17 protein-coding genes and 1 pseudogene are annotated in these 16,782 nt (G+C 70.0%); 5 read left to right on the forward strand and 13 right to left on the reverse strand.

Going from position 1 to position 16,782, the window contains the following annotated elements; translation table 11 throughout:
- Positions 1 to 2: 2 nt before the first annotated feature.
- The 4 genes and pseudogenes from FCI23_RS29245 to FCI23_RS29260 form a co-directional block, all read right to left on the reverse strand.
- A pseudogene (locus FCI23_RS29245) lies at positions 3 to 545 on the reverse strand (molybdopterin-dependent oxidoreductase); the annotation flags it as partial.
- A gap of 163 nt (positions 546 to 708) precedes the next feature.
- A complete protein-coding gene (locus FCI23_RS29250; RefSeq protein ID WP_136726946.1) occupies positions 709 to 1,449 on the reverse strand; it encodes a Mut7-C RNAse domain-containing protein in 741 nt (246 codons plus the stop codon).
- A gap of 72 nt (positions 1,450 to 1,521) precedes the next feature.
- Positions 1,522 to 2,022 carry an inorganic diphosphatase gene (locus FCI23_RS29255; RefSeq protein ID WP_136726947.1) on the reverse strand — a complete coding sequence of 167 codons (501 nt, stop codon included), beginning with the start codon at positions 2,020 to 2,022 and terminating at the stop codon, positions 1,522 to 1,524.
- 286 nt (positions 2,023 to 2,308) lie between these two features.
- Positions 2,309 to 3,256 (reverse strand): NADP-dependent oxidoreductase, encoded by a 948-nt coding sequence (locus FCI23_RS29260; protein WP_136726948.1) that lies wholly within the window; start codon positions 3,254 to 3,256, stop codon positions 2,309 to 2,311.
- A gap of 405 nt (positions 3,257 to 3,661) precedes the next feature.
- Here FCI23_RS29260 and FCI23_RS29265 point away from each other — a divergent pair, with 405 nt between their 5' ends.
- On the forward strand, positions 3,662 to 4,159 hold the full coding sequence (locus FCI23_RS29265; protein ID WP_136726949.1) for a hypothetical protein: 498 nt from the start codon (positions 3,662 to 3,664) through the stop codon (positions 4,157 to 4,159).
- Between the two features lie 137 nt (positions 4,160 to 4,296).
- Here the strand turns inward: FCI23_RS29265 and FCI23_RS29270 are convergent, their stop codons facing one another.
- On the reverse strand, positions 4,297 to 4,806 hold the full coding sequence (locus tag FCI23_RS29270; protein ID WP_136726950.1) for a mycothiol transferase: 510 nt from the start codon (positions 4,804 to 4,806) through the stop codon (positions 4,297 to 4,299).
- A gap of 238 nt (positions 4,807 to 5,044) precedes the next feature.
- Between FCI23_RS29270 and FCI23_RS29275 the strand changes: the two genes are divergently transcribed.
- Together FCI23_RS29275 and FCI23_RS29280 are read left to right on the forward strand one after the other, a co-directional pair.
- On the forward strand, positions 5,045 to 5,425 hold the full coding sequence (locus FCI23_RS29275; RefSeq protein ID WP_136726951.1) for a DUF2267 domain-containing protein: 381 nt from the start codon (positions 5,045 to 5,047) through the stop codon (positions 5,423 to 5,425).
- A gap of 304 nt (positions 5,426 to 5,729) precedes the next feature.
- A complete protein-coding gene (locus FCI23_RS29280; protein WP_136726952.1) occupies positions 5,730 to 6,401 on the forward strand; it encodes a FadR/GntR family transcriptional regulator in 672 nt (223 codons plus the stop codon).
- A gap of 41 nt (positions 6,402 to 6,442) precedes the next feature.
- On the opposite strand, the gene FCI23_RS63905 is transcribed toward FCI23_RS29280, so the two are convergent.
- The 8 genes from FCI23_RS63905 to FCI23_RS29315 form a co-directional block, all read right to left on the reverse strand.
- Positions 6,443 to 6,742 carry an amidohydrolase family protein gene (locus tag FCI23_RS63905; RefSeq protein ID WP_407646040.1) on the reverse strand — a complete coding sequence of 100 codons (300 nt, stop codon included), beginning with the start codon at positions 6,740 to 6,742 and terminating at the stop codon, positions 6,443 to 6,445.
- Positions 6,743 to 6,908: 166 nt separating this feature from the next.
- Positions 6,909 to 7,037 carry a hypothetical protein gene (locus FCI23_RS63910; RefSeq protein WP_407646041.1) on the reverse strand — a complete coding sequence of 43 codons (129 nt, stop codon included), beginning with the start codon at positions 7,035 to 7,037 and terminating at the stop codon, positions 6,909 to 6,911.
- A gap of 11 nt (positions 7,038 to 7,048) precedes the next feature.
- A complete protein-coding gene (locus tag FCI23_RS29290; RefSeq protein ID WP_136726953.1) occupies positions 7,049 to 8,005 on the reverse strand; it encodes an aldo/keto reductase in 957 nt (318 codons plus the stop codon).
- A 13-nt stretch (positions 8,006 to 8,018) separates the two neighbouring features.
- On the reverse strand, positions 8,019 to 9,056 hold the full coding sequence (locus FCI23_RS29295) for an ABC transporter permease (RefSeq protein WP_136726954.1): 1,038 nt from the start codon (positions 9,054 to 9,056) through the stop codon (positions 8,019 to 8,021).
- 364 nt (positions 9,057 to 9,420) lie between these two features.
- Complete coding sequence (locus tag FCI23_RS29300; RefSeq protein WP_136726955.1) at positions 9,421 to 10,935, reverse strand: sugar ABC transporter ATP-binding protein; 1,515 nt, start codon at positions 10,933 to 10,935, stop codon at positions 9,421 to 9,423.
- Entirely contained in the window at positions 10,932 to 11,972 is a 1,041-nt protein-coding gene (locus tag FCI23_RS29305; protein ID WP_136726956.1) for a sugar ABC transporter substrate-binding protein, read from the reverse strand. The genes FCI23_RS29300 and FCI23_RS29305 overlap by 4 nt, the downstream gene beginning before the upstream one ends.
- A gap of 31 nt (positions 11,973 to 12,003) precedes the next feature.
- A complete protein-coding gene (locus FCI23_RS29310; RefSeq protein ID WP_136726957.1) occupies positions 12,004 to 12,780 on the reverse strand; it encodes an SDR family NAD(P)-dependent oxidoreductase in 777 nt (258 codons plus the stop codon).
- Positions 12,780 to 14,108 carry an L-fuconate dehydratase gene (locus FCI23_RS29315; RefSeq protein WP_136726958.1) on the reverse strand — a complete coding sequence of 443 codons (1,329 nt, stop codon included), beginning with the start codon at positions 14,106 to 14,108 and terminating at the stop codon, positions 12,780 to 12,782. The genes FCI23_RS29310 and FCI23_RS29315 overlap by 1 nt, the downstream gene beginning before the upstream one ends.
- Before the next feature lie 109 nt (positions 14,109 to 14,217).
- On the opposite strand from FCI23_RS29315, the gene FCI23_RS29320 reads away from it, so the two are divergent.
- Entirely contained in the window at positions 14,218 to 15,300 is a 1,083-nt protein-coding gene (locus tag FCI23_RS29320) for a glycoside hydrolase family 18 protein (protein ID WP_407646042.1), read from the forward strand.
- Positions 15,301 to 15,458: 158 nt separating this feature from the next.
- Positions 15,459 to 16,421: a PAC2 family protein gene (locus FCI23_RS29325; RefSeq protein WP_136726959.1), complete on the forward strand. Its 963-nt coding sequence runs from the start codon at positions 15,459 to 15,461 to the stop codon at positions 16,419 to 16,421.
- Positions 16,422 to 16,782 lie beyond the last annotated feature (361 nt).

Below are 16,782 nucleotides of genomic sequence, written 5' to 3' on the forward strand. Positions count from 1 at the left end.
TCGGACGGTTCGACCTGGGCGGTGACGCGCTGGATCCATTTGACGCTGCGGGCGCCGATCCAGCCCGGGACGACCACGCGCAGTGGGGCGCCGTGCGCGACGGGCAGAGCCTGACCATTCATCGCCCAGGCCAAGAGCACCTCGCCGGAGGTGGCCTTCGCCGCCGAGATGGAGGCGCCGAAGGCCTGTGGCGGGTCGGCCTCCTGTGACACATCGGTGCCGGTGAAGGCGATGTGGGCCGCTTCCGCTTGCAGTCCGGCCTCGGCCAGCACATCTGCCAGGCCCACCCCGCTCCAGGATGCCGTGTAGGTGGCTCCGGGGCCCCAGGGCTCCTGGCCCGGTATGTCGCGGAACTCCAGGAGATCGGCGCGGCGGTTGCCCGCGCACTGCAGTGTCGCCACCACCTCCCGCTCAGGGAAGCGGCGCTCCAGTTCGCCCATCGACAACTGCAGCGCGCGATCGACCAGCCCGTCCACTCGCAGCCGCCAGCTCGCCGCGTCCATGCGGGGAATCGGCCCGTGATTCCGCCCGTAGAAGGTGTCCAGGGGGGTGACCTGACCTACGAGCGCGCCAGGAGGTGGTTCCTTGAAGCCCGCTCCTCGGCACGGCGCCCGATGCGGCCGGTGCGGTGCGTGGTGCCGGCGGTGCGGGGGCGTGGGCCGGTGCGAGAGGCCACCCGCGGAACGATCACCACTCGGATGATGAGTACTAGGCCTGGACGGCCGCGCCCCCGAATTCGCTCAGCGCGCCCTCGACGATCGCCTCCAGCCGTGCATGGTGCGCGCCGCGCCAGTACAAGCGCTCGCACGCCGTGCACTGCGCGAAGTCGTCGTACGAACGCCGGGTGCCGTGCTCCAGCCTCTCCCGGACGGCCTCTTTGTCGGCGTCCCGGAGCTGCCCGTTGCAGGCCGTGCACCGTGTCCAGGGCGCGAGCTTCGGTGCGAAGCGGCCCAGCACATCCCGCAGCTGCTCATCCGGCCGGTCGCTGTAGATGTACGCCCCCGCCCAGATCTCCCGTCGTCGCAGCAGACCCCTGTCCCGGGAGAGCATTACCCGCCGCTGGGCCGCCGAGCGCGCGGCCAGCGCGGGGTCGCCGATGTCGTCGCTCTCGTACGCGGCGTCGATCCCCAGCAGCCGCAGCCGCCGGGCGAGCGTTCCCAGATGCACATCGAGCAGGAACCGCAGGGGCGCGCCCGGCACCGGTTGCGGCCGCGTGACCGCGCACACCTCGATGACCTCGCCGAGGCGCGGCACATGATTCGCTTGGGTCTCCCGGCCGTCGACGAGCAGCCGGCCGACCTCGGTGAGCGGGACTCCGAGGGACTCCACGACATGCCCGAGGGAGGACGCCCCGTCGGTGGATACCGACGTGCGCCCACGGCGTCGTTCAGGCGCCGCGAAAAGCTTCAGCTCGGCGTCAAAGCTGATGTGGATCTCCGGTCCGTTCACACCGCCAGCATGCCATCGCAGCGCCCGGGCCAGCGAGGGCTTTCCCGCCCTGGTGCGGAGTCGGAGCGCCGGTCAGGCCGGGTGGCCGGACGGCTGGCTCGCGGCGCGCTCGCGGGAGGCTTCGATCTCGGCGTACGCGTCGTCCCGACCCTCCCAGTGGGAGCCCTCGACGGACTTGCCGGGCTCCAGATCCTTGTAGACCTGGAAGAAGTGGGTGATCTCCATCCGGTCGAACTTGGGGAAGTCGCCGATGTCCTGCGTGTCGTCGTACCGGGGATCACGGGCGGGGACGCAAAGGATCTTGTCGTCCGGCCCGTTCTCGTCGCTCATCACGAACATGCCGATGGCCCGGCAAAGGATGGTGCAGCCGGGAAAGGTCGGTTCGCCGACGATGACGAGCGCGTCGAGCGGCTCGGCGTCGAGACCCAGCGTGCCGTCGATATAGCCGTAGTCGGCCGGATACTTGGTCGAGGTGAACAGCATCCGGTCCAGCCGGATCCGCCCCACCTCATGGTCCATCTCGTACTTGTTGCGGGACCCCTGCGGGATCTCCACGATCACGTCGAATTCCACTACGGCCTCCTCGCCGGTTGCCGGCGCGCGACTGCCGGCCGGGCATCCGTTCGCTGTCCCCCTTGTCACCGGGATGCTCGGCACACACTTCCAGTGTCCCGCGCCGGGCCCCGATCAGCGCCGTCGCCGGAGCACCGGGGAAATCGGTACTGCTCGCCGCCTCCCCACTCCTCGACGGGTTGGAAGGCTCCTGCGGCACGTACGCGCGAAGCCGCTACTGACCATGGGGGGCACGCCGTAGCGGTAAATCAGGCCTACTTCCCTGCGCCCGGTCTTCCTCATGGCGTCAGCCCATGACGAGGACCAGCTTGCCGGTCGTGCGGTGTGAGTCGCCGAGCTCGTGGGCCTTGGCGGCCTCGCCGAGGGTGAAGGTGTCGGCGATCTCGGCGCGCAGTTTGCCGGCGCGGGCCAGGTCCGCGATGGCCTTCATGCCGCCGTGATCGTGCTCGACGAGCATGCGCTCCACGCGTACGCCGCGCCTCCCCGCCGCCTCGGTGAGGTCGGGCTGGCCGAGGGACAGGACGGATACCACCGTGCCGCCCCTGCGCAGGACGCGCAGGGATCGGCTGCAGTTGTCGCCGCCGAGCGTGTCAAGGACAACATCGATGTCGCCCACGGCTTCGACGAAGTCAGTGGTGCGGTAGTCGATGACCTCGTCCGTGCCCAGCGCCCGCAGGAAGTCGTGCTTCTGGGCGCTCGCAGTGCCGACGACGTACGCGCCCCGGGCCTTGGCTATCTGCACCGCAAGGTGACCGACTCCGCCGGCGGCAGCGTGGATGAGGACCCGCTGGCCGGGACGGATGTCGACGGTGTCGATCAGCGCCTGCCAGGCAGTCAGGGCAGCCAACGGCAGAGCTGCGGCCTGTATGTGGTCCAGCAAAGGAGGTTTGAGAGCGAAGGCGCGGGTCGGCCCGGTGACGTACTCGGCGTGGGAGCCGACACCGTAGGGGTAGGGCAGCATCCCGAAGACCTCATCGCCGGGCCGGTAGAGAGTGACGCCCCGCCCGACCGCTTCGACGACACCGGAGACGTCCCAGCCGAGGGTGTGCGGTGCCTCGCCGAGAAGCCGCAGGGCCCGGTGCTTCCAGTCCGCCGGATTGAGGCCTGCCGCGTGAACCCTCACGAGGATTTCGCTGAATCCCGGTTCCGGACGGTCGACATCGACCACCTTCAGCACCTCGGGCCCCCCGAGGACGTCCTGGCCAACCGCACGCATCGTCAAAGGAGTTGTCATGACCCCAAGACTGCCCTCTCACTGCCGCCTGGGAATATCGCGGGAGCCATTGCGCGAAAGATGCACGCCAACCACCACCCGCGCTCTAGAGTTTGCCTGCGGGTGACTCGTAAAGGCATCGTTGCACGTCAGGGCGGGTATCGATACTCGTTGATGACGCCGCCGAGGACGCGGATGCGCGACCCGGAGCACGCCGCTCGGCCTGGTGAGCAAGGAGAAACCCCAGCTCAACAGGCCTTTGCTTGTGCGAGGCGAGATCGCTCAGCCGATCCGGTGTTCCTCGCCCACTGCGAGACACCGGCGGCCCGTCCCGGCGCAGGCGCGGCGCAAGCGACTCCATATCAGTTTCGGTGCCGCAGAGAGTCGGCTGTTCCCGGCACAGGTTCATCGGCCATACTGCCCGCCGTGGAGCAACGCATAGGTCCGTATATCCAGCCCGTGCAAACCGCCGGGACCGATCCGGCGCACGTCCCCGGCTTTCCCTCCTCACGCCCTGCTGAGGCGGAGGAGACAGCCCCGGGAAAGGCAGCGGAGCAGCCGCCGGAAGACGTCGTCGTCCCCCCGGACGACCCGGAAGAGGCGGCCGGCTCCGGAGAGGAGGGCGAACAGGAAATCGACGGCCCCGTCTTCGAGGTCTCCGACCGCCGCGGTTCGATCACCGCGGACCGCACCGGGGTCCGGTTCACGCTGGACGGCGAGGAGGCCGAGTTCGGTTGGGACGAGATCGGCGCGGTCGAGGTGGATGCCGCCCGGTTCGGGCGCCGGTTCACCGTCACGGTCTATATGACCACCCGCCGCTGGTACTCGGCCGAGGTCACGGCACCGGCCAAGAGCCACCTCAAGGAGTGGGCGGCAGAACTCGACGTGGCTCTGGATGCCTACTTCGAGCAAACCGAGCTGTAGCCGTGCCCGCGGCTCCGACCTACGGTGACCCACGCCCGCCAGTAGCGCGGCGGGCGTCGGCCGCAGGACGGAGCCGCATCGGACGCGGAGGGGCGGTCGGCCGGGTTTTTGCTCACCGTCTCCGGCCGACGGGCTTCTCAGCGCCGCAGGAGCACTCCGCGGATGAATGCCGCCTGGCCGGCGTGCTGCAAGTCATCGGAGATGACACTGATCAGTCGCACGCCCAGGGTCACCGGCGGAGTCCACGATTTGTCCACGATGCGGTCGAAGTCGGCATCGTCGAGCCCGCGTACGAATTCCAAGGTCTGCTCGTGCACGGCGTCGTAGTAGCCGAGCAGTAGTTGCGCAGATGCGACCTGCACCGACGCCGCTTGGGCGCTGGTGTGTCCGTAGCCGGTGGACTCGGGGGGAAAGGGCAATTCGAACCTGTCGGCCCAGCCCTGCGCGAGCCAGACCTGCTCAAGTCCTGCGACGTCAGCGACATGATCGTCCTGGACCCTGGCCAAGTGCCACACCAGCCACGCGATGGAATTTGCCTCTTCATCCAGGCGAGCGTTCAGATGGCCGGGCGAAAGGTCCTCCACCGAAGCGTGTACCGCCTCACGGACTCGCTCGAAAGCATCAGCCAACACCTCTGCACTTTTCATGGCTGTCCCTGACCTCCGCGTCCGGTTGAGGCTGGCCGAGTCGATACTCCCAACCCTACGGCCTGGACGGCTGGAGGGTGGCCGCCGCCCCCTGTACGCAGCTGAAACCGGCGACGTCGATGCCGCTACGGCTTCAGCGAGCGACCGACACCGGTGATAATTTGTCCCATTTTGCGATATACGCCATTATTGGGAGTGATGCGGTAGGAAGATCCATGCGATCCGGCGAGGAGACATCATGGAGTACGACGAGTTCGTCCGGACTGTCACCGAACGGGCCGACGTGCCGCCTGACCTGGCCAGGGAGCTGATCTACGCCACGATGTTGACCCTTGCGGAGCGGATCACCGGCGGCCTGGCCCGGGAATTGGCCGACCAGCTGCCCGCGGACGTCGCGCCGCCAGTGGTCCCGCCGGAGGAGGTCGCCCAGAAGTTCGGCGTCGATGAGTTCGTGCAGCGGGTGAAACGGCGCGCGAAGGTGGACGACGAGAGCCTGGCGCGAATAGGCGTGCGCGCGGTGTTCTCGACGATGCGCGACGCCGTGAGCAAGGAGGAGTTCCGGGACCTCCTGGAACAGTTGCCCAACGAGTTCCAGGGGGACCTCATCCCACTGGCATAGCCTGACGCTCACGCCAGCCACGAGTGCGCCGCCCGCCGCGAAGCGACTCCGCCGAGCGCGGCGGGCGGATCATGTGTCCGTCGCGCTTCGCGGTGGAGTCCTCGTCGAATCGCCGGAAGCGCTCCCACCCCTCCGGTTCGACAGCTCGCAGTCGTACGCGCTTCCCGGTCCAGATGGATGTCATGATCCCAAAGAAGCAGCTCTTCGGCCGGATTGTCCAAGCATTTCCGGCGGTGCGGTGCCGGCCGGCTTCCAGGTCATAATGAGGGCGATACATCGGAGGTATTCACCAGGGGAGGTCGCCATGGCGGTCACCGATGAGGCGATCGAAAAGATCAAGGGAATGATCGTCTCCGGCGCGCTGCGCCCGGGCGACCGGCTGCCCAAGGAGAGCGAACTCGCCGCGGAGCTCGGGCTTTCCCGCAATTCGCTGCGCGAGGCGGTGCGGGCGCTGTCGCTGATCCGCATCCTCGATGTGCGGCAGGGCGACGGCACCTACGTCACCAGCCTCGATCCTCAGCTGCTGCTGGAAGCGCTGAGCTTCGTCGTGGATTTCCACCGCGACGACACGGTGCTCGAATTTCTCGCGGTACGGCGGATCCTGGAGCCGGCCGCGACCGCGATCGCGACCACGCTCATCAGCGAGGCCGCCCTCGACGCCCTCGACGCACAGCTCGAAGCCCTCGGCCTCCGGCCCTCGGTGGAGGAACTGGTCGCCTGCGACCTGGAGTTCCACCGCGGCATCGTGCAGGCCACCGGCAACTCCGTGCTCTGCTCACTGCTCGACGGGCTGTCCGGACCGACCACCCGGGCCCGGGTCTGGCGCGGGCTGACCCAGGAGGACGCCACCAACCGCACCCTCTTCGAGCACCGCGCGATCCTGGGCGCCCTGCGCGACCGCGACGCGGAGGCCGCGCGTTCCTGGGCGACGGTGCACATCGCGAGCGTGGAGCAGTGGCTGCGGTCCACCCTCTGACAGCTGGGCCGGGCTCGGCCCGCTTCCCGGAGCACGCCCGCTCAACCGCCAGACCGGGCCTGGCCCAACCCGTACACCCGCACCGCGTTTCCGCCGAAAACCGCCGCCCGCTCCGAAGGGCTCAGCGCGGCAACGGCCTGTTCGGCGACGGCGAAGACGTCGGCGTAGCGGCCCGCGAGGGTGCAGAGGGGCCAGCCGGAGCCGAAGAGGACGCGGTCGGGTCCGAAGGCGTCCAGGACGTGGCGGGCGTAGGGGAGGACGTCCTGGGGGCGCCATTTCTCCCAGTCGGCCTCGGTGGTGAGGCCGGAGAGTTTGCAGACGATGTTGGGAAGGGCAGCCAACTGCCGGAGCTGCGAGGCCCTGGGCTCCCAGTCACCGCGGGCGATCGCAGGTTTCGCGGGAACACCGGACGGGTGAGGTCGGTCCAGCCGACGACCCCGGCGATGCGGTCGGAGCGGTCGGCGGCGGCCAGCAACTCGCGGGTCTCGTCCAGGGACGAGCCGGACTTTACGACGACGGTGGCGTGGATGCCGTGGGCGTCCAGGTCCGGGCGATGGGGTCCGCCCAGAGGCCGTCCATCCAAGGCTGGGGGCGGGCCGTCAGGTCCCAGAGGTGGTGGTGGGCGTCGATGCGCACCGCAGGACTCCTCAGAGTGGAAGCGGAAGGTCGGCGCCGAGCAGTCCGCGCTCGACAAGGGCGGCCCAGAGGCCGCCGGGGACGGGGTAGGAGAACATCGTGGCGTTGTCCCGCACTTCGGCGGGGCCGGCGGCGCCGACGACCGCCGACACGACAGCCGGGTGGGCGAAGGGAAAACGCAGGGCCGCCGCCCGCAGCGGCACACCGAACTCCGCGCAGACGGCGGCCAGGGCCTGGGCGCGGGCCAGTATGCCGGGCGGCGCGGCTTCGTAGTTGTAGGTGGCGCCGGGTCTCGGGTCGGCGAGCAGGCCGGAGTTGTAGATCCCGCCGACGACTATCGAGGTGCCGCGCCGGGTGCAGGCGGCGAGCAGGCCGTCGTCGTACGCCGTGCGCTCCAGCAGCGTCCAGCGGCCCGCGCACAGTACGACGTCGACATCGAGGTCGGCGACGAAACGGGCCAGCACATCGCTGCGGTTCATGCCGAAGCCGATGGCACCGACAGCCTTCTCTGCGCGCAGCTCGGCCAGGGCCGGGAAGGCGATGTCGTAGACCTCCTCGACACGGTCCTCGACGTCGTGGAGATAGACGATGTCGACGTGGTCGGTGCCGAGCCGCTCCAGCGAGGCTTCGATGGTGGCCCGGATGCCGTCCCGGCTGAGGTCCCACTCCCGGGCGCGTGGCGGGGTGTCGACAAAGCCCTGCCCGTCGACCCGCTCCCCCGCCCGCAGCGGCCGCAGCCGCCGTCCGACCTTCGTGGACAGGACATACGAGGACCGGTCCCGCCCGGCGAGCGCCCGGCCCAGCCGCTCCTCGGACAGGCCGAGGCCGTAGTGCGGGGCGGTGTCGAGGTATGTACAGCCGGTGTCGAAGGCGGCCTCGACCACCGCGAGCGCCTGCTCCTCCGGCACCGAGTGGTAGAGGTTGCCCAGGGGCGCGCAGCCCAGGCCGAGGCGGGGCAGCTGCTCCATACCGGGGGCTCCTTCAGTCCTGCTGCTCGCCGCTGGCGAAACGGGAGATGATCAGGGCGACGATGATGATGGCACCGTTGAGGAACTGGTTCCACAGCGGGGGAACACCGCCGAGCGTCATGACATTGACGACGAGTTGCAGTGTGAGCACACCCGTCAGCGCTCCGAAGAGCGTGCCGCGGCCGCCGTTGAGGCTGATGCCGCCGATGACGGCGGCCGCGAACACCTGGAAGATCCAGCCATTGCCCTGGGTGGCGGCCACCGAGCCGTAGTGCCCGGTGTAGAGGACGCCCGCGAACGCGGCGAGCAATCCGCCGACGCACAGCACGATCCAGGTGACCCGGTCGACCCGGATACCGGCCGCGCGAGCCGCCTCCGCGTTGCCGCCGATCGCGTAGAGCGCGCGACCGTGCCGCAGATAAGCCAGGGCGGCGCCGCCCGCCGCGAAGAGGGTGAGGGATATCCATACGGAGGCGGGGAGGCCGAACCAGCTGGCCTGGCCGAGGTAGGAGAAGGAGCCCGGGACGTCGATGATGGACTGGCCCCCGGCGACGCCGATCTGCAGACCGCGGAGCATGGTGAGCATGCCGAGCGTGGCGATGAATCCGTTGACGCGCAGCCTCAGGATCAGGAAGCCGTTGACGGCGCCGATCAGCGCGCCGACGGCGAGGCAGACCGGGATGGCGGTCCAGGAGGGCAGCAGGCCGATGCCGGCGAAGCGGGATCCATGGGCTGGGAAGACCAGCCACATGGCGATCACGGGGGCCACGCCGATGGTCGATTCGAGGGAGAGGTCCATGCGCCCGGCGATGAGGATCAGCGCCTCGCCGAGCACGAGCAGGCTGAGCTCGCTGGACTGTTGAAGGACACCGATGAGGTTGTCGGTGGTCAGGAAGACAGGCGAGACGATGAAGCCGATGACGCCCAGGACGAAGATCACCGGGACGAGTGAGAAGTCACGCCAGCGTGCGAGGGCGGGGCGGCGCCCGGTGGCGCGGTCCTTGGCGGGGCCGTCGGCGGTGGTCGCGGACGGCGGCATGGTGTCAGTCATCGGTGGACTCCCCGTTCGGGATCGGGCCGTAGGCCGGGGCCGGTTTGCGCGGGCGCCTGCGGCGCTTCGGACTGCGCCCCTGGACCCGCGGTCCTGTACGGGCCGGTGGCCGGGTTGTGCCCACCCTCCCCCATCGCCTTAAGGGCATGGGAGGTGCCCCCATCGCCATGCGGAACGCCTGCGCACAACGCCGGCACAATCCAGCCCGTCCGGCGTTTGAGGACCTGGGGGTCCCCCCACGCCCGCAGGGCGTAGGGGGCGGGCCTGGGGGCGGAGCCCCACCACGCGGCGCCAGCCGCATATCGGCCGCAGCCGGGAAGGGGCAGGGAGAGGATAGCGCCGCAGGCGCGGGCCACGGTGCCGGTCATGTCAGCCCCTCCATCGCGGCGACGAGTTCGCGATCCGTCCAGCCGCTGCCGAACTCCGCGATGATCTGCCCGTGGAAGAACGCGAGCACTCGATCGCAGACCCGTAGGTCATCCAGCTCGTCCGAGACGATGACTGCGGCGCTGCCGCCGTCGGCGACTGCGCGTACGACCCCGAGCAACGCTTCTTTGGACTTGACGTCCACCCCGGCGGTGGGCCGGATCGCCACCAGCGCGCTGGGGTCCCGGGCCAGGGCGCGGGCGATCACGACCTTCTGCTGGTTGCCGCCGGAGAGGCCGGACACGGGCTGGTCGGGGCCCGAGGTCTTGATGTCCAGCGCCGCGATCATGCGGTTGGCGAACCGCCGGGTGCGGGACGGCAGCACGGTGCCCCAGGGCCCCAGCTGGTCGGCGACGGTGAGGGTGGCGTTCTCGGCCACACTGCGGCCGAGAACGAGCCCTTGGCGGTGCCGGTCCTCCGGTACGTAGCCGATTCCGGCGGCCAGCGCGTCGGGCACCGAGCCGGGGCGTACGGTTCGGCCGCGCACCGTGATCGTGCCGGCGGTGGGCTTGCGCAGGCCCACCAGGGCCTCGCCGAGGGCGGTGTTGCCGCTGGCGGTGGCCCCGGCGAGGCCGAGCACTTCGCCGGGGCGGACGGCCAGGTCGACGGGGGCGAAGCCGCCGTGCAGGGCGAGCCCTTCGGTGCGCAGTACCGGCTCCCCGGTGGGTGTCAGTGCCCCGGGCGGGCGGCGCCGGGCGGCGCCGCTGCCGGTCTCGCCTGTCTCGCCGGTCATCGCGGCGACCAGGTCACCCTTGGGGAGCCCGGCGACCGGGGCGGTGAGGACGTGCCGCGCGTCCCGGTAGACGGTGACCGTGGAGCACAGGTCGTAGACCTCCTGAAGGTGGTGCGAGATGAACAGGAAAGCCACGCCCTGGGCCTGGAGTTCACGGAGTCTGGCGAAGAGCCGGTCGATGCCGGCCGCGTCGAGCTGGGCGGTCGGCTCGTCGAGGACGATCAGCCGGGCGCCGAAGGAGAGGGCTCTGGCGATTTCGACGAATTGCCGCTGCTCGACGCTGAGGTCCTTGGCGCGGGCAGCGGGATCGACCTCGACACCGTACTCGGCGAGCAGCTCGCGGGCTCTGGTCCGCAGTGCCCGCCAGCGGATGACCCGGCCGCCGTCGGAACTGTTGAGGCTGTATCTGTTCAGGAAAAGATTCTCGGCGACCGTGAGATCCGGGACGACCATCGACTTCTGGTAGACGCAGGCGATCTTCGTCTGCCAGGCCGCCGTGTCCCCGAACGCGGGCGCGGGCTCACCGTTGAAGGTGACCCGGCCCGCGTCCGGGCGGTGCAGCCCGGTCAGCACGGAAACGAGCGTGGACTTCCCGGCGCCATTGCGCCCGACGAGGGCATGGGACTCCCCCGCCTCGACGGTCAGCCGTACTCCGTCGAGGGCGAGAGTCGGCCCGAAGCGTTTGGTGACGCCCTCGGCGTGGACGGCCGCTGCGGTCACTTCGCCTTCCCCAGCTGGTTGGCCCACAGACCGGCGTCATCGACGTTGTCCTTGGTGACCACGGGCGCGGGCAGTTGGTCCTCCAGGCCGTTCGGGATCTTGACGATCGTTGAGCCGTGGTCGGTCTTCCCGGGGCTGAAGGTCTTCCCGGCCAGCGCTTCCTTGGCGTAGTAGAGCGCGTACTTCGCATAGAGGTCGGCCGGTTGGGAGACGGTGGCATCGATCTTGCCCGCGCGGATGGCGTCGAGCTCGCCGGGGATGCCGTCGTTGGAGATGATCGTGATGTGGCCCTTGGTCCCGGCCTTCTTGAGCAGGTTCTTCTGTTGGAGGAGGGCGAGAGTGGGCTCCAGGAAGGCACCGCCGGCCTGCATATAGATGCCGTTCAGGTCCGGCTGGGCGGCGAGCAGGGTCTGGAGCTTGGCCGAGGCGACATCGCCCTTCCATTCGGTGGGCAGCTCATAGACCTTGATCCCCGGGTATTTCTGCTTCATACAGGCGGCGAACGCCTCCGAGCGGTCCCGGCCGTTGATGGACGACAGATCGCCCTCCAGCTCGGCGACCTTGCCCTTGCCGCCGAGCTGCTTGCCGAGGTATTCGCAGGCCTTGGTGCCGTAGGCGCGGTTGTCCGCGCGTACGACCATGTAGACATTGCCCTTGTCCGGGCGGGTGTCGACGCTGATGACCGGGATCTTGGCCTTGGCCAGCCGGTCCAGGGTCGAGGCGATGGCTCCGGTGTCCTGGGGCGCCATCACGATGGCCTTGGCGCCCTGGTCGGTGAAGGTCTGCACATTGGCGACGAGCTTTGATATGTCGTTCTGGGAGTTGGAGAGCGGGAGAGCGGAGACGACCTTGTCCTTGATGCCCTTCTCCAGGTACTGCTGGTAGGAATTCCAGAAATCGGTGTCCGTGCGCGGCATGTCGATACCGACCTTGCCGGATGTCCCCGCCTTGCTGTCACTGCCCCGGTTGCAGCCCGTCAGGACGGTAGCAGCCAGCAGCACGGCGCAGGCGGCCACGCCAGTGGTACGCAGTCTCATCGTCGAGCCCTGCCCTTCTTGGTGGCGCCGGCTATTGGGCCGGCGGACGCAGTCTCAGTCCTTGCATTCCTCCGTCGACGGCGAGCGCGGTTCCAGTGACGCTCGCGGCGGCGGGACTTGCCAGGTACGCGATGGCGGCGGCGACCTCTTCCGCGCTCACCAGCCGTCCCATCGGCTGGCGGGCGCCCAGGGCGGCGCGTTCGGCCGCCGGGTCGTCGGCCTGGTCGAGCAGCCGGCCGACCCAGGGGGTGTCGGCGGTGCCGGGGTTGACGCAGTTGACCCGTACGCCCTCGTGGACATGGTCGGCGGCCATGGCGAGGGTCAGCGACAGCACCGCGCCCTTGGTGGCGCTGTAGAGGGCGCGCTGCGGGAGGCCGGCGGTGGCGGCGATGGAGCAGGTATTGGTGATCGACACCGCGCCGGGGCGGGTCGTGGCGGCGGCGCGCAGATGCGGGAGCGCGGCGCGGGCGGTACGGACCATGCCGAGGACGTTCACGTCCAGGACCCGGTGCCATTCGTCGTCGGTGTTGTCCTCCACGGTCCCGATGGCGCCGATGCCCGCGTTGTTGATGACGATGTGGAGCGCGCCGAGTTCACCGACGGCTTCGGCGACGGCGGCCCGTACGGCCTCGTCGGAGGTGACATCGGCCTTGACCGCAATCGTGCCCTTGGGTGCCCCGCCCGGGTCTCGGTCCAGCACCGCCACCCGGGCGCCGCGGGCGGCGAGCAGGGCAGCGGTGGCGGCGCCGATGCCGGAGGCGCCTCCGGTCACGAGGGCGGCCAAGCCCTCGAAGTCGGACTCGGTCATCAGCTTGCCTCCTTGCGACGGGCCTGCCAGACGGGCCCGTCGGGATAGATGTGGTCGGTGATGGACTCGGGTCGCATCTCGGCGGAGAAGCCGGGGGTGGCCGGGGCGCGGTAGCGGCCGCCTTCGATGACGGCGGGGGCGGTGAAGTGCTCGTGGAGGTGGTCGACGTACTCGATGACGCGGTCGTCCCAGCTCCCGGAGACGGCGACGTAGTCGAACATCGAGAGGTGCTGGACGAGTTCGCACAGTCCGACCCCGCCCGCGTGCGGGCAGACGGGCACGCCGAATTTCGCCGCCAGCAGCAGGATCGCGATGTTCTCGTTGACGCCGGCGACCCTGGCCGCGTCGATCTGTACGAAGTCCACCGCCCCGGCCTGGAGCAACTGCTTGAAGACGACCCGGTTCGCGACATGCTCGCCGGTGGCCACCTTCACCGGCTGCCCGGCGCGTACGGCGGCGTGGCCGAGGATGTCGTCGGGGCTGGTCGGTTCCTCGATCCAGTACGGGTCGAAGGGCGCCAGTGCCTTCATCCACTCCAGCGCGGCGCCGACGTCCCAGCGCTGGTTGGCGTCGACGGCGATCCGGATGTCCGGGCCGACGGCCTCGCGGGCGAGCCCAAGGCGGCGGATGTCGTCGCCGAGGTCACCGCCGACCTTCAGTTTGATCTGGCCGAAGCCGTCGGCGACGGCCTCCTTGGACAGCCGGACCAGCTTCTCGTCGGAGTAGCCGAGCCAGCCGGGCGAGGTGGTGTACGCCGGGTAGCCGCGCTCGCGCAGCCGCGCGGCCCTCTCGGTGCGGCCGGGCTCGGCGGCGCGCAGGATGGCGAGGGCCTCGTCAGGGGTGAGTGCGTCCGTCAGATACCGGAAGTCGACGAGGCCGACGATCTGTTCAGGGGTCATCGAGGCAAGGAATTCCCACACCGGCTGCCCGGCACGCTTGGCGGCGAGATCCCAGGCGGCGTTGATGAGGGCGCCGGCCGCCATGTGGATGACGCCCTTCTCCGGTCCCAGCCAGCGCAGTTGGGAGTCATGGGTGAGTTGGCGGTGGAATCCCCCTAGATCGCCGGTGACGCTGTCGACCGTGCGGCCTTCGACATAGGGTCTGAGCGATCGGATGGCGGCGGCGGTGACGTCGTTGCCCCGGCCGATGGTGAACACAAAGCCGTGCCCCTCGGCCCCGCCGGGGTCGTCGGTGCGGAGAACGACATAGGCGGCGGAGTAGTCGGGGTCGAGGTTCATGGCGTCCGAGCCGTCGAGCTGTTCCGAGGTCGGGAAGCGGATGTCGAAGACTTCGACATCGGTGATGACCGCGGTGTTGGTCGGACTCATGCATACCCCTGTCGTGAGACATCGGATCTTTTTGGGTCGTCCGAATGTATAGCGCCGCTCTGGGCGTCCCGTCCAGAGCTGTGCGGGATTTTAGGAGAGTACAGGTCGGATGTCTTGGCATATACGTCCCCGCTGCGCGGCGGTTTTGCACTCCCTCCGGCTCGCCCTCGGACGTGGTGGGCGCACCCGGGCGTGGCTGTGCCGGGCCGGCATCGCCGCGGCCCTGCTGGTGCTGATGCCCGGGCTGGCCGCCGGGACCGCTCTGCGCCTGGAATACACGGGCGACCCCTCCGCCGCCGGGCGCACCCGGGGCCACGACGCCGTCTGGCTGGGCCACTCCTGGGTGGACGGGCGGCGGGATGCCTCCGACATAGCCGCGCTGAAGCGCCTTATCGGGGGAACCGGGATCCGTGACCTGTATGTCCATGCCGGCCCCCTGGAGCACGACGGCAGCCTCCGGGCGTCGCTCTACCGCTCGGACGCCGCCTGGTTCATCCGCGAGGCGCACCGCGCGTTCCCGGGCGTCCGGGTCCAGGCCTGGCTGGGCGACGTCGTCTCGCACGGCGGATCGGCGGGGCTCCGTACGGGCGATGCCGCCACCCGGGCCCGGATCCGGGCGAGTGCCGTCCAGGTACTCGATGCCGGCTTCGACGGCGTCCACCTGGACCTGGAGCCGGTGTACTCCGGCGACCGGGGCTTCCTCGCCCTGCTCGACTCGGTGCACCGCACCACTGCCGCGCGCGGCGTCCCGCTCTCGGTCGCCACACCAAAGATCGACCCTCTGCCCGCGCTCCACTCCACGGTCGGTCGTCTCCCCGGCACGCCCAAGTGGTGGTCCCAGAAGTACTTCGGCGAGGTCGCCGGCCGCGTCGACCAGGTCGCCGTCATGGCCTACGACACCGGGATGCCCCTGCCGAGCCTCTACGGCGGCTATGTGGCCCAGCAGACCGCCCTCGCCCTGGAGGCCACCCCGGCGTCCACCGACCTCCTCATCGGCCTGCCCGCCTACCACACCGACAACACGGGCCACCACGCCTCCGCCGAGACCGTCTCCGCCGCCGCACGCGGGGCCAGGCTGGCGCTCGCCCGGCACGCCCGGGGCCGCGAGCGCTTCGGTCTTGCCCTCTATGTCGACTTCGCGGCGACACCGGGCGACTGGGCCGCCTACCGCTCCTCATGGGGCACGGCATGACATGACGGGTCCGGACGAGTACATCCGATCTCTCTGGGGATCATCCCCCTACGAAGGCTGCGGCACGGGCCGGGATTAGCCGTAGGCTGGTCCCGCAAGTAAACGAACAGCAGCCGGTGGGGGCGGCACATCCCCATCCGGCCGGAAGGAGGCGCTGGGTGATCGAGCTCGAGGGAGTACCCGAGCTGATCGACCCGGTCATGGTGGCCGCGTTCGAGGGCTGGAACGACGCCGGGGACGCCGCCTCCAGCGCGGTCGCGCATCTGGACCGGGAGTTCAAGGGGGAAGTCTTCGCGGCACTCGACGCCGAGGACTACTACGACTTCCAGGTCAACCGGCCGACGGTGTGGATGGACGCGGGCGTACGCAAGGTGACCTGGCCGACCACCCGGCTTTCCGTCGTCCGTGTCGAGAGCCCCAAGCCTCGGGACGTCGTCCTCGTACGCGGCATCGAGCCGAGTATGCGCTGGCGCTCGTTCTGCAACGAGATCCTCGGCTTCGCGCACGAGCTGGGCGTCGAGATGGTGGTCGTCATGGGCGCTCTGCTCGGCGACACCCCGCACACCCGGCCGGTACCGGTCAGCGGTGTCACCTCGGACCCCGACCTGGCCGCCGCGCTCAGCCTGGAGGAATCACGGTACGAGGGCCCGACGGGCATCGTCGGCATCCTCCAGGAAGCCTGCACCCACGCGGGCATCCCCGCTGTCAGCCTCTGGGCCGCCGTCCCGCACTATGTGTCCCAGCCGCCCAACCCCAAGGCCACCCTCGCCCTCCTCAACCGCCTTGAGGACCTCCTCGACCTGCGCATCCCGCTCGGCGATCTCCCCGAGGACGCCCGTGCCTGGCAGATCGGCGTCGACCAGCTCGCCGCCGAGGACAGCGAGGTCGCCGAGTACGTCCAGACCCTTGAGGAGGCCCGGGACACCGCCGAGCTGCCGGAAGCCTCCGGCGAGGCCATCGCCCGGGAGTTCGAACGCTACCTCCGCCGCCGCGACCCGCAGACCGGCGGCGGCCACGCCACCGAGTCCGGCGACACCCGCGAGCCCGGCCCCTACCTCCGCCAGCCGCCGCGTGACACCGCCAAGGGCGACGACTCCAAAGAAGACGACAGCGAGGACTAGTGCCTGTCCAGGCGGATCACGAACGGCCCTTCGCCGCCGCCGTGCCCGCTGCGGAGCACCTGATGTCCCAGCAGCCTCCCCCAGCTACCGCTGGGAGGCGCCCCCCAGCACGGCGGGCGGCACCTCGCGGCGTTACCGAGCCACTGGCGCGTCCGGGCCCGAACAAAGCCACTGTGCAAGCGCCCCGGCGCCCCTGCGATCCTCCCCCGGCTACCGCTGGGAGGTGCCCCCAGCGCGACGTGGCCGCGGCGTCGCGTGCCCTGGCACCTGGCACCGGGGCTCGCGGCTGAGAGACGCCACGGCGAGCGGTGCGACGGCACCGCCGCCCGGCCCCGGCCTTCGGGGGGCGTTGGGGCCGGGC

The sequence above is a fragment of the Actinacidiphila oryziradicis genome (assembly GCF_005047355.1).
Classification (GTDB): Bacteria; Actinomycetota; Actinomycetes; order Streptomycetales; family Streptomycetaceae; genus Actinacidiphila; species Actinacidiphila oryziradicis.